The organism is Thalassobaculum fulvum, assembly GCF_014652915.1.
Classification (GTDB): domain Bacteria; phylum Pseudomonadota; class Alphaproteobacteria; order Thalassobaculales; family Thalassobaculaceae; genus Thalassobaculum_A; species Thalassobaculum_A fulvum.
Genome location: NZ_BMZS01000010.1, coordinates 40539 through 52631, shown reverse-complemented (window position 1 = coordinate 52631; position 12093 = coordinate 40539). Strand labels below are relative to the sequence as shown.

Annotated in this window: 14 protein-coding genes; 8 read left to right on the top strand and 6 right to left on the bottom strand. The window is 71.0% G+C overall.

The features are described from left to right. Window positions 1–3 precede the first annotated feature (3 nt). Window positions 4–480 (bottom strand): FecR family protein, encoded by a 477-nt coding sequence (locus IE246_RS20015; protein ID WP_189992966.1) that lies wholly within the window; start codon window positions 478–480, stop codon window positions 4–6. Between the two features lie 90 nt (window positions 481–570). Here IE246_RS20015 and IE246_RS20010 point away from each other — a divergent pair, with 90 nt between their 5' ends. The 5 genes from IE246_RS20010 to IE246_RS19990 all read left to right on the top strand — a co-directional run bounded on the left by IE246_RS20010 (window position 571) and on the right by IE246_RS19990 (window position 5910). After that, window positions 571–945 carry a DUF423 domain-containing protein gene (locus IE246_RS20010; RefSeq protein ID WP_189992964.1) on the top strand — a complete coding sequence of 125 codons (375 nt, stop codon included), beginning with the start codon at window positions 571–573 and terminating at the stop codon, window positions 943–945. Between the two features lie 61 nt (window positions 946–1006). Continuing rightward, complete coding sequence (locus IE246_RS20005) at window positions 1007–1810, top strand: SDR family NAD(P)-dependent oxidoreductase (RefSeq protein WP_189992963.1); 804 nt, start codon at window positions 1007–1009, stop codon at window positions 1808–1810. 148 nt (window positions 1811–1958) lie between these two features. Next, the gene (locus IE246_RS20000) at window positions 1959–5237 is read left to right on the top strand and encodes an ATP-binding protein (protein ID WP_189992961.1); all 3279 of its coding nucleotides are present in this window, start codon (window positions 1959–1961) and stop codon (window positions 5235–5237) included. A gap of 116 nt (window positions 5238–5353) precedes the next feature. Further along, window positions 5354–5629, top strand: a complete 276-nt coding sequence (locus IE246_RS19995; protein ID WP_189992960.1) for a hypothetical protein — start codon at window positions 5354–5356, stop codon at window positions 5627–5629. Window positions 5630–5688: 59 nt separating this feature from the next. Beyond that, the gene (locus tag IE246_RS19990) at window positions 5689–5910 is read left to right on the top strand and encodes a hypothetical protein (protein WP_189992958.1); all 222 of its coding nucleotides are present in this window, start codon (window positions 5689–5691) and stop codon (window positions 5908–5910) included. A 14-nt stretch (window positions 5911–5924) separates the two neighbouring features. Here the strand turns inward: IE246_RS19990 and IE246_RS19985 are convergent, their stop codons facing one another. Together IE246_RS19985 and IE246_RS19980 are read right to left on the bottom strand one after the other, a co-directional pair. After that, window positions 5925–6869: an acetamidase/formamidase family protein gene (locus IE246_RS19985; protein ID WP_189992956.1), complete on the bottom strand. Its 945-nt coding sequence runs from the start codon at window positions 6867–6869 to the stop codon at window positions 5925–5927. A gap of 61 nt (window positions 6870–6930) precedes the next feature. Next, complete coding sequence (locus IE246_RS19980) at window positions 6931–7536, bottom strand: hypothetical protein (protein ID WP_189992955.1); 606 nt, start codon at window positions 7534–7536, stop codon at window positions 6931–6933. 201 nt (window positions 7537–7737) lie between these two features. Here IE246_RS19980 and IE246_RS19975 point away from each other — a divergent pair, with 201 nt between their 5' ends. Beyond that, window positions 7738–8616 carry a hypothetical protein gene (locus IE246_RS19975; protein WP_189992953.1) on the top strand — a complete coding sequence of 293 codons (879 nt, stop codon included), beginning with the start codon at window positions 7738–7740 and terminating at the stop codon, window positions 8614–8616. Here IE246_RS19975 and IE246_RS19970 read toward each other — a convergent pair. Then, entirely contained in the window at window positions 8613–9407 is a 795-nt protein-coding gene (locus IE246_RS19970; protein WP_189992951.1) for a hypothetical protein, read from the bottom strand. The two genes, IE246_RS19975 and IE246_RS19970, sit on opposite strands and share 4 nt — an antisense overlap. 211 nt (window positions 9408–9618) lie before the next feature. Between IE246_RS19970 and IE246_RS19965 the strand changes: the two genes are divergently transcribed. Further along, complete coding sequence (locus IE246_RS19965) at window positions 9619–9969, top strand: DOPA 4,5-dioxygenase family protein (RefSeq protein WP_189992949.1); 351 nt, start codon at window positions 9619–9621, stop codon at window positions 9967–9969. Window positions 9970–9975: 6 nt separating this feature from the next. On the opposite strand, the gene IE246_RS19960 is transcribed toward IE246_RS19965, so the two are convergent. Continuing rightward, window positions 9976–10221 (bottom strand): DUF6356 family protein, encoded by a 246-nt coding sequence (locus IE246_RS19960; RefSeq protein ID WP_189992947.1) that lies wholly within the window; start codon window positions 10219–10221, stop codon window positions 9976–9978. A 115-nt stretch (window positions 10222–10336) separates the two neighbouring features. Between IE246_RS19960 and IE246_RS19955 the strand changes: the two genes are divergently transcribed. Next, window positions 10337–10795 carry an Lrp/AsnC family transcriptional regulator gene (locus IE246_RS19955; RefSeq protein ID WP_189992945.1) on the top strand — a complete coding sequence of 153 codons (459 nt, stop codon included), beginning with the start codon at window positions 10337–10339 and terminating at the stop codon, window positions 10793–10795. Between the two features lie 19 nt (window positions 10796–10814). On the opposite strand, the gene IE246_RS19950 is transcribed toward IE246_RS19955, so the two are convergent. Then, window positions 10815–12089, bottom strand: a complete 1275-nt coding sequence (locus IE246_RS19950; RefSeq protein WP_189992943.1) for an MgtC/SapB family protein — start codon at window positions 12087–12089, stop codon at window positions 10815–10817. Between the last annotated feature and the right edge of the window lie 4 nt (window positions 12090–12093).

Below are 12093 nucleotides of genomic sequence, written 5' to 3'. Positions count from 1 at the left end.
CGTCTAGTTCCCCGCGGCGGCCGGAAGGCCGACCGCGAACCGGGTCCCGCGCACCGCGATGACCGAGATCGGCGTCTTGATCCGGGTGCGGTCCGGCGCCAGCTTCCCGACCTTGCCGGAGGAATACAGCATGGTGCCGCCGTCGATGGTGCCGAGGAAGCCGAACGCCCCGCGCTGCGGCGCGTACTCGAATTCGCTGAACTCGAACAGCGAGTTCGGCCCGAGCGAGATCAGCGTGCCGTCGTTCAGGGTGACGCCGACCGAGCCGTCGGACCCGGTCCGCAACCGGTCGTGCAGCTGCACGTCGTCGCCGACAGCCGCCGCGAGCGTGGCATTTCCGCGCACCAGCGCGACTTCGCCCTCGGCCGTCTTCACGGTCCCGATGAGCCGATCATCGGCCTGCGCCGGCCCGACGGCCGCCGACCACGCCAGCGCGACCGCCAGCGCCGCCGCCTTGAGAACCTGCTGTACCCCGCCCATAGCGCCGGGGAGCCTGACGCACTTCTACGCGTGCGGTCAAGCCGACTTCTACCCGCTGGACCTGTACCGCGGGCATGGTAGCGTCCCGGCATGCTGATGCCCCGGATACTCCAGACCGTCGCTTCGCTCCTGATGGCCGCCGCCGTAGCCCTCGCCGCGGTCGGCGCCCACGCCCTTCCGGACATCGCCCATCCGGGCGGGGTCTGGTGGACGGCGGTGTTCTGGCATGCCGTCACCGGCGTCGCCCTGTTCGCCGTCGGGGCCGGCTGGGGTCGCTTCCACTGGGCCTGGGGAACGCTGGGCGCGGTCATGATGGCGGTCGGCGTGGTGCTGTTCTCGGGCACGCTCTACGTCCAGGGCGTGAACGGCTGGGGCCAGGGCACTTTCCTGGCACCGACCGGCGGTACGCTGCTGATCCTGGCCTGGCTCTCGCTCGCCGTCGCGGCCATGCGCGGTCCGCGTTGACGCGGCCGGGGCCGCCGGCCAGCATCGCCCGTCAACCCCACCAGCAGGAGAGGAAGCGGCGATGGCCGGACGGGTGCAGGACAAGGTGATCGTGGTGGCCGGCGCCGGCTCGGTCGGTCCCGGCTGGGGCAACGGCAAGGCCTGCGCTGCGCTGTATGCGCGCGAGGGCGCAATCGTCTACCTGATCGACCTGAACCCCGAGGCCGTCGAGGAGACCCGCAGGGTGATCGAGGCCGAGGGCGGGCGCTGCCACGCCGCATCCGGGGACCTGACCGACAATGCCACGGTGAAGGCGCTGCTCGACGACTGTGTCGACCGGTTCGGCCGGCTGGACGTGATGCACAACAACGTCGGCGGCTCGATGCCGGGCGGCGTGGCCGAGATGGACGAGGCCACCTGGGACCGCCAGATGGACCACAACCTGAAGACCGTCTATCTCGGCTGTCACCATGCGATCCCGCACATGCGCAAGACCGGCGGCGGCGCCATCGTCAACGTCTCCTCGGTCGCCGGATACCGGCACATCGGCTCGCCGATCCACGCCTATGCCGCCACCAAGGCCGGCGTCGTGCAGCTTTCCCGCGCGATCGGCGTCAGCTACGCCAAGGAGCGGATCCGCTGCAATACCGTGGTGCCGGGCCTCATGCACACGCCCCTGGTGGAAGTCCGGCTGGCCGGCCAGCGGGCCGGCGGCGACGCCGAGGCCCTGATCGCCAAGCGCAACGCCCAGGTGCCGATGGGCCACATGGGCGATGCCTGGGACGTGGCCTACGCTGCGCTGTATCTCGCATCCGACGAGGCCAAGTACGTCACCGCCACCGAGATCGTGGTCGACGGCGGACTGATCATGAGCGCGCCGGCATAGCCGGCCGCCGGACCCGGACGCTTCACCGTTCGTTAAGGAGTTCGGGGCTACCCGTCTCTACAGTTCATCGCCGTTCCACGGAGCCGGACGGGCGGCCGTCGGAGAGAACCGGGCAACGGCCGGACCGACCCGGAGTTTCGGATCCACCATGCCACAGGCTCCGGTCAGTCCGAACGAAGCCGAACGCCTCCGGGCGCTCCAGTCGCTGCACATCCTGGACTCGGCGCCGGAAGCCGTCTTCGACGACCTGGTGACGCTCGCCAGCGACATGTTCGACATGCCGATCGCCCTGGTCTCGCTGGTCGACGAGAACCGCCAGTGGTTCAAGGCCTGCGTCGGCCTGGACACCCGCGAGACGCCGCGCAGCCAGGCGTTCTGCGCCTATACGATCCTGCAGGACGACGTGCTGGTCATCGGGGACGCGCTGCTCGACCCGCGCGTGTCCGACAACCCGCTCGTCACCGGCTCTCCCCGCATCCGCTTCTATGCCGGCGCGCCGCTGGTCACCCGGGACGGGCACCGGATCGGCACGTTCTGCCTGATCGACCTGGCGCCTCGGGACTTCCCGCCCGCCGACCGCGATCGGCTGCGCCGGTTCGCCGCCATCGCGTCCCGCCAGATCGAACTCCGGTCGGCCGCGCACGAGGTCGACGATGCCCGGCTTCGCGAAGAGGAAAGCCGCCGCCTGCTGGTGGACGCGGTGGAAGCGTTGCCCGACGGGTTCGCCCTGTACGACCGTGACGACCGGCTCCGGTTGTTCAACTCGGCCTACCGCAACGACTACCGGGACTCCGCGGCGGCGATCCGCCTGGGGGCCACGTTCGAGGAGATCCTCCGCTACGGCCTTGCGGCGGGCCAGTACCCGGAGGCGACGCAGCATCCCGGCGGCCGCGAGGGATGGCTCGCCGAACGGCTGGCGCACCATCGCAGTCCCTCGGGCCCGATCGAGCAGCTGCTCCCCGACGGGCGCTGGCTGCGGATCTGGGAGTCGCGGCTGCCCGGGGGCGAAACGGTCGGGCTCCGCGTCGACGTCACCTGGCAGAACCGGCTGTCGCAGGCGCTCAAGGAACTGCAGCAACTGTCCCTGTCGGACCGGGCCACGGACAGCGAGCGCGACCAGGAGTTCCTGGCAATCGCGATGGCCGCGAGCGGGCTGACCACCGGACTTCTGCTCGGCCCGAGCGGTCCCGGGGGCGCCCCGGTGCTCGCCGCGACCGCCTCGCTCGGGCTGACGGTCGGCGACCTGGTTCCCCCGGAGCATCCGGCGACGTCGAACGCAGCGATCGTCCGCCCGGTCCGGGTGGACGGCCGGATCGCCGCGACCCTGGCCATGCTGGCGAACGAGGCCGGACGCCCGCCGCTGAGCGTGCAGCAGCAGATCGCCTCGGTCATGGCCGAATGGATCGGCGTCGAGTGGGGACGGCGGCGGGTCGTGGAGATGCTGCGCACCGCGAAAGACAGCGCCGAACTGGCGAGCGAAGCGAAGTCCAGGTTCCTGGCGACCATGAGCCACGAGATCCGCACCCCGATGAACGGCGTGCTGGGCATGCTCGGCCGGGTGCTCCGCTCCGAGCTGGGCGACGACCAGCGCGCGATGGTGGCGACCGCCCGCGATTCCGCCGAGAGCCTGCTGTCGATCCTGAACGACATCCTGGACTTCTCGAAGCTCGAGGCCGGGCAGCTCTCGCTGGACACGGCCGAGTTCAGCCCGTTCGACACCGCCGACGACGTGGTCCGGCTGTTCGCCACCCAGGCCGCCGCCAAGCGCATCGACCTGCTCACGCTGCTCGATCCGCGAATCCTCTCGCCGCGCCTCGGCGATCCCGGCCGCATCCGGCAGATCCTCGTCAACCTGGTCGGCAACGCCATCAAGTTCACGGAGCGCGGGGCCGTGACCGTCCGGGTCGGCCCGGTTCCGGATCCGGACCGAGCGGCCGGCTGGATCCGTCTGCGGGTCGACGACACCGGGGTCGGCATTCCCGCGCACAAGCTGGATCACCTGTTCGACGAGTTCTTCCAGGCCGACACCTCGATTTCCCGGCGGTACGGCGGGACCGGGCTCGGGCTGTCGATCTGCCGGCGCCTCACCGACCTGATGGGCGGTACGATCTCGGCCACCTCGGAACCGGGCCGCGGCAGCAGCTTCATCGTCGACCTGCCGCTGCCGGCCGCGACCACCGCCATCGCTCCTGCCGAACGCCCGTCCGACACCGCCTCCCCGCCGGGCGGCGGGCGGTGCCTGGTGGTCGATGCCGACCCGGCGCGCCGGGAACTGATCCGGCAGCAGCTGACGCTCTGGGGCATCGACTGCACGACGACGCCCGGTCCGGAACCGGCCCGGACCCTGCTGGCGTCGGCGGACGGCTCGCCGGCCGCCGTCGGCGCCGCGCTCGTGTTCGACGAGCTTCGGCCCGAGCAACCGCCGGCATCGCTCGCGCAGAGCCTCCGCCAGGCTGCCCCGCGATCCGGGCTACGGCTGGTCCTGTGCGCGCCCCTGGAAAAGCTGGGGGCCGAGACCGGCGTCGAACCGCTCGGATTCGACCGCGTGCTCGCGGTTCCGTTCGCCCCGAACGAGTTGCTGGCCGCCTTGCAGCCGGCCCCGGACCGGAACGGCGGCGCAGCGCCGGAACCGCCCCCCGACGACCGGCCGGGGGACGCGACCCGCCCGCTGTCGGTGCTGGTCGCCGAGGACAACGCGGTGAACCAGGACATCGTCCGCTGGCTCCTCGAGGAAGCCGGTCACGCCGTCACCCTGGCCGGCAACGGCGCCGAGGCCGTCGAGGCCGCCGGCGGACAACCCTTCGACCTGATCCTGATGGACATCGAGATGCCGGTGCTGGACGGCTTCGGGGCGGTCGAGCGCCTGCGCCGGTCCGGGTGCAGGATACCGATCTACGCGCTGACGGCCCACGTCGTCAGGGCGGTCCGGGACCGGATCGACCGGTCCGGATTCGACGGCGGTCTGTCGAAGCCGATCGACGCCCGCGAACTGCACCGGGTCCTGGAACGGGTCGCGGCGGACGCCGGCGGCACCGGCCCGGTTCGGGGCGGACCGCTCCCGGTCCAGGCGGCCGCCCCGGTACCGGTGGACATCCCGCTGTGGGACCGGTCGCGGCTCGACGAACTGGCGGCCATGCTGCCGGCCCGGGCGCTCGACGATCTGCTCGGCCGGTTTCTGGACGGCTTGCCCGAACAGGTCGAGGCGATCGGGACGGCCAGGTCCACGCCGGCGACCTGCAGCGAACTGGCGCACGCCCTCAAGGGAAGCAGCCGCAACCTGGGGGCCGCCCGCCTGGCCGAGCTGCTGGAGTCCGTGGAAGCCCTGTCCCGTCGCTCCGGCGCCGAGGTGCCGGAGACCGCCATCGACGACCTGCGGGGGGTCGTCCGGGAAACCCGGGAAGCCATGCGGAACCGGCCGGCCGGTTGACGTCCGGCCACCTCACCGTCGATCACGTTCCGTCGAGGTCCGGCCGCCGGCCGTTACCGTCGCTCTTCCCGGTCATTGGACGGTCGATCGCAACGCGACCGCGGAGGCCTGCCGTCATGGGTACCGTCATCCCCTTCCCGCGCCGCCGGACGGCGAGCGCGTTCGGGCCGGACGACCGCGCCGCCCTCGACCGTCTGGTCGCACGGCTGCGGCCGAGCGGCGCAGTCCGATGGGAGATCGAGGAGCGTGCCGGCCACGCCCGCGCCTACGTCCTGGGGGCCGAGGACGAGACGCTGCTGATCGTCGCCAAGAGCACCGTCGGCATCACGGTGAACAGCGGGTTCGCCCACGAGCTGCTGTGGCGGGGCGATCGTCTGGCGGGCTACGCCTGAACCGGTTTGCATCCGGGCGCGGCCGGGCTACCGTGCGGCGGTTGCCGCCGGAGCCGCCTATGACCGAAGAGCCCATGACGACCGAGCGCATCTCGCGCCTCGCCAAGCTGCAGATCCTCGTCGGCCTGCTGGATGCGACGATCGATCACGAGCGCTACCGGGACACCCCGTTCGAGGCGCCGGAGTGGCTGGTCAAGCACTACCCGCAGGTCGACCCCGACGATCTGGACGACGTCCTGGACGCCGGTCGCCGGGCGCTCGCCCGCATTACCGCCCGCTGACGGCACGACGACGCCTATCCGGCGTCGCCGAGCGCCGACTTGGGCAGCATGACGTGGATGCCTTTCTGCTCGTTGACGAGCTGCGTCACCCGCACGTCGGCGGCCAGGCTCATCAGCATGAACGCCTGATGGCGCGACAGGTTGGTGGTCGCGGTGACCCAGTCGATCATCTGCCGAAGGGCATGGCTGGCGGCGTCGTCCAGGTCGGCGTCCATCCCCATCGTCATGCGATGGGTCGGGGTCTCGGCGCGCGGATAGGTCCACTCGAGGTCCTTGCGGAGCACCACCTCGAAGGTCCCCTCGAGCGCGGTCTCGATGGCGGTGACGCAGACCTCACCGTCGCCCTGGACGCCGTGCCCGTCGCCGACCGACAGCTTGCCGCCCTCGGCGAACACCGGCAGGTACAGGGTGGTGCCCGGCACCAGCTCCTTGTTGTCGAGGTTGCCGCCATGGGCCCGCGGCTGGATCGTCGAGATCACGCCCCAGGCAGGCGGCGGGGCCACCCCCATCACCCCGAAGAACGGCCGCAGCGGCAGCTCGGTCCCCCAGGGCAGCCGCCCGACGTTCCGGTCGCGGTCGAGCGCGACGATCATCTGCTCGCCAGTGTCGAAGTCGTTCGGCAGGGCGCCGGCAAGCGGGCGGACGAAGGTGTAGCCCCAGTCCTGGCGCAGCCGGATGTCGAGGATCCGGATCTCGAGCACGTCGCCGGGCTGGGCGCCGCGGACCGCCACCGGGCCGGTCAGGATGTGCCCCGGCAGTTTGCGCGGAACGCTCTCGTGCACCCGATAGAGCTCCGGCGGCACGTGGAACCCCTCACCCGGCAGGTTTGCCGGCCCGCCCGACACGGATTCGATGGTTATCCGATCCCCGCTGTCGATCGTCAGGACCGGCTCCATGGCGGCGTCGAACCAGCCCCAGTGCACGGTGTCCGGGCTGGCGCCCAGGTGGTGATGCGTCATGGTGATCTCCCTCGCGACGGAACGCTGATACGACCTGGCACCGGCCCGCGCAACCGGCGGACTACTCGCCCCCCATCAGTCGTACGCCGTCCGGCAGGGGCGACAGCATGGCCGCCACGGTCGCCGGGTCGGAGGCGACGCCCAGCATCCGGCAGACCTCCGCCATCCCGGTCGCCGGGTCGGCGTCCAGCCGGTCCTCCTCGACGGTGAGCAGCCGGTCGGCCGGCACCCCGAACCCCCCGACACGGGTCCTGAACGCCGTCAGCGCCTCCCGGGCGGCCGACACCACCCGCTCGATTCCGCAGGCGCCGATCACCGCGGCCGCCGACTCCGCGCTGCGCACCAGGACCAGGAGCGACACCGGCGGCGGCTCCAGGAACGGAAACATCGGGCCGTCCGGGTCGTGCAGGATGACGACCGACGCACCGGCCGCGGCCCGCACCTGCCCGAACAGCCGCATGAGTTCGGCCCCGCCCTCCGCCCGACCGTGGCTGACCAGGTCGACGCGCCGGTCGTCGGTCGCCGCGGACCGGCACTCCCGCACGGATGCACGGGCCGCACCGTACAGACGCTGGCTCAGATGCTTGTCGGAGACCGTGGTGACCTCGGGGTGCCGCGCCAGACACACCAGCAGCCGCTCCGGCTGGGTGGCGGGTCCGGCGAGCAACAGGCAATTCCTCATGCGCCGGCGGCCTCTTCGAATCAGCTACGGCAATCGTTGACGGGGCAGTCTGTCCGGAACACCCGCGCCGTGCAAGCCGGGCCACAAGGTATGCGCGAATCGTTGAAACAAAACGGACTCTTGGAGCGACGCCGCTGTCGTGGCATGGTAAACGGGCAGTTTTGTGGGGACCGCTGGGCGCTGCGGATGCAGTCTTTCGCGACCATCGTAACGCTTTGGATCGACGGGACCGGCGTCTTCGTCGACATCAAGGATCGCCTGGGCCGCCTGGGCGACGACGTGGCCGCGTACGCTCTCCACACCCTGGGCTGGGTCCGGATCATCCAGATCGCCGGCTATTCGGAGTTCGGCTTCGACGCCCGGTCGGTCCATGCCGCCGCCTTCGACGCCATGGTCGACGCGATCGAGCGGCAGTCGCGGGCCAACAGCCTGCATCTGCTCCGGGTCGAGGTGTTCGACGGGCAGGAGTGGCAGCACCAGACCAGCGCCGATCCCCGGCAGGTCGTCCGGTTCGCCCAGCACGTCCGGACCCAGGTCGCCGGCAGCACCGACACCACGATCCTGCATCAGATCCCGTACTCGCTCGACCGTATCTGGGGGTTGGGCGATCCGCAGATCCGCGCGGTGGCGGACGCGTGGCGCGCCAGCAGCGGGGTGCTGTCGACGACCCTCGACACCGCGATCACCCGCGACTGCCCGGACCGCAGCGTAAAGGTCATGGTACCGGCCGGGGCTACGTTCCGGTTCGACCGGTACCGCAGCTCGCGGACCGGCCCCTGGGACCGCACCGTCTGGAACGGCTTCCAGGGCAACACCGTCCAGAGTGTCGTGCCGGACCCGGTGCTCGCGCAGGCGGTGACCCGGACCGGCGAGCTGGTCCTGCGGTCCGGTCTGCCCCGGCTCGAACGCTGCCGCGGGCCGGTCCTGGCCAGCGACGGCCTCCGGGACTTCGCCTGGTACCGGCTCAGCCTGCCGGTGTGGCGGCCGGGCGACAACCTCGACGGCACGCCCTTCGGGGTGCTGACGGTGCTGTCGCCCGACTGGCGCGAAGACGAGGCCGCCTAGGCGCTCGCCACCGCCGGATCCGCGGCGAGTTCACCCACGCGCAGTCTGGTCGCCCCGCCGATGAGTTCGTCGATCTGCTCGAACGTGACCGCCGACTCCTTCGCGATCATGAACATTTCGGTGCGGTCCGGGATGTGCGGCCGGAACCAGCGGATACGGTCCAGGACGTACTGCGACCGGTAGCGCTTCTTCGCCACCCCGTGGTCGACGATGCCGCGTTCGACGATGCTCACCGTGGTCTGCGGCCCCCACTTGGCGTGGACCATGCTGCCGCCGAGAACCCCGAGCACCGTCGGCAGGTTGGAAACCCGGCCCCGGTAGTCCGGCCGCACCCACATCGCCCCGACCCACACGGCGGAGTCGTCGATGGTGGCGGCATAGCGGTCCGCCTCCCCCTCGATGATCAGGCGCTCGCCGCGGGCCATCTGCTCGGCCGGGTTGGCGTAGAACAGGCTGAGCGTCGCCAGATGGTCGGCCAGCGTGGTCACCCCGAACCGGTAGAGCCTGACGGCGTAGGTCGCCACGACGCCGGCCTCGTCCCGAACGATGAAGCCGACCGCGTCCCCCCGCCGGAACGGTTTCAGCTTCAGGTCGAACGCGTTCGGCACGAACTTGCCGACCGACCGGACGACGCCGTTGAAGTGCTCGAAGTCGGTGGTCACCTGCAGGTCGAGGCCGGCGTCCCGGAAATCCTGGTCGAACAGCGGAAACACCGTCTCGAGAGTGCTGCGGCGCTCGCCGACGCCGGCATGGATCGGTCCAATAGAAGCGAGCAAGGAAGTCTCGGTCATACTTGTCTCCCCTCGAAGGCATGCGGGGACGGACCATCCGGCCCCGCAGACACCTCTAGGAAGCAACGAGTGGGCGAGCACGGAAAGAGGGACTCTGCAAAACAGTGTGCCGGACCCGCCGGCACGCCGATCGCACGATCTCGGGGAACGACGATGAGCGACGGGGTGACCGCGGGCGATCGCTTGCGCATACTCCCCGCGGGAGGATCCGATGACCGAACACATGACCGACGTCATTCAGGGCTGGCACGCCCACGTCTATTTCGATGCCGCGACGCGCGACGCCGCCCGTGCACTGTACGAACGGATCCCGGGCCGGTTCCCGGACGCCGAACTCGGCCGGTTCCACGAGCGGCCGGTCGGCCCGCATCCGATGTGGAGCTATCAGATCGCCTTCAAGCCGGAGCAGTTCGGCGAGATCGTTCCCTGGCTCACGCTGAACCGCGGCGGCCTCGACGTGTTCGTCCACCCGAACTCGGGCGACGCACGGGCCGACCATTCGGCCCACGTCATGTTCCTGGGCGAATCCTACCCGCTGGACCTGTCGATCTTCGACGACTGAGAGCGGTCAGGCCGCGGCGCGCCCCCCGGCCGGCTCGGCGATCGGCTTGCGGACCCTATTGGCGACCATCCGGTCGTGCAGGACGGAGATCGTCCGGCTGCCGGTCTTCACGAACAGGAACGGCAGCACCGCGTGCACCAGGCAGGCGAGGCCGGCCAGCACCATGCGCCAGCCGAAGCCGAAGGCCACCCCCATATGCTCGGTGTAGCTCTCGCCGACCGATTGCGGATGCTCGGTGAACAGCCGGTTCATGGGATCCCTCCTCCGTGCGGAACGCGCTTCCAACCTGCGGGCAAGGATACCTGTTCCACCGGGAATCGGTTTGCCTTCTTCCCTATCACTCTTCCAAACTGTAGAATTCATTTCCATGGATGACGTCGATCGGAAAATTCTTTCCCTTCTCCAGGTCGATGCCGACTTGGCGCTCGCCGACATCGCCGCGCAGGTGGGGCTGTCGACCACGCCGTGCTGGCGGCGCATCCAGAACCTCGAGAAGTCCGGGGTGATCCGGGCCCGGGTCGCGCTGCTGGACGCCGCCAAGGTCAATGTCGGGGTCACGGTGTTCGTGCGCATCCGCACCAACCGCCACGACCTGGAGTGGCTGGGCCAGTTCGCCCGCGCGGTCGCCGACATCCCCGAGATCGTCGAGGTCTACCGGATGAGCGGCGAGATCGACTACGTGCTGAAGGTGGTGGTCCCCGACATCGCCAGCTACGACGCCATCTACAAGCGGCTGATCGGCGCCGTGCCGATGATGGACGTCAGCTCGAACTTCGCGATGGAGGAGATCAAGCTGACCACGGCGTTGCCGCTGGCCTACGCCTGACCGCGATGCCGGCGCCGGGCTACAGCCCGGTCACCGCGAGAGCGGCCGCGCCGGCCACGCCCGTGACGGCCAGCGCAACCGTGGCGGCAGTCCCGTAGCCGGTGCCGCCGACGATGAAGGCCAGCCCCGACTTGGCCGCGAGGTTGACCGCCGCCGCCGTCGCGACCGCCAGCCCGGCAGTCGTCAGGATGGCCTCGCCCTCGGACGCCGCCAGCCGCGAGGCGGTAATGGTGACGGCGTCGACGTCGGCGAGGCCGGCAATCGCCGCGACCGCCACGATCCCCCGGTCGGCGAAGGCGTCGCGGGCGAGGCCGGCCGCCGCCGCCACCCCGGTCACCAGCAGCGCCATCAGCACGCTTTCGCCGACCGGCACCGGCGCCTCGATGTGATCCGCGACGTTCTTCGGCAAGCCGTCGCCGGTGCCCCGCCACCAAAGCACGGCGATCGCCGCGACCGATGCCGCGAGCGCGGCCGCGAACGCCGGCAGCAGCCGCTGCGCCAACTCGGGAGCCAGCACGACGGCCACCACCAGGATGCGGACCAGCATGACGGCGTTGGCGACCCCCGCGGAGACCGCCAGCGGCCGGGCCAGCCCGGGATCGCGCCGGCTGATCCGCGCCGCCGACAGGGTCAGCGTGGTCGACGACACCAAGCCGCCGGCCAGCCCGAACAGCAGCGGCCCGACCCGGGCCCCGAACAGCTTCAGCAGCCAGTAGCCGAGATAGGAAACCGCGGCCAGCGCCACCACGATCGCGCCCAGCGAGCGCGGGTTCAGCAGCTTGCCCGGGCCGACATCGACGTCCGGCAGGATCGGCAGCACCACGGCCGCCAGCACCGCCAGCTTGAGCCCGGCCACCAGTTCGCCCTCCACGAGCCGGCGCAGAAACCGGTGCAGCGGCGCCTTGGCTTCCAGCAGCGCCGCCACCACCACTGCCAGTCCGACCGCGACCTCCGGCTGGCCGCGGGTCGCCAGCGCCCCGAGCAGGAGAGTCGCCATGGCCGCGATCTCGGTGGTGATGCCGTGATCGCGGGGGCGGTCGCTGGTCAGGTAGCCGAGGCCCAGCAGGGCGCCGAGCCCGAGCAGGCCGGCGGCCAGCGCCAGGTCTCCGCCGAGCTGCCCGAGAACGCCGCCGACCAGGCCGATCAGCGTGAAGGTCCGCAGCCCGGCGACCCGCTGGCCTTCCTCGACGACCCGCTGGCTCCAGCCCCGCTCCAGCCCGATGACGAGGCCGCCGACCAGGGCCGCCGCCAGTCCGAACAGCGACGGGGCACCCGGTGGCAGCCAGCCATCCATCGCG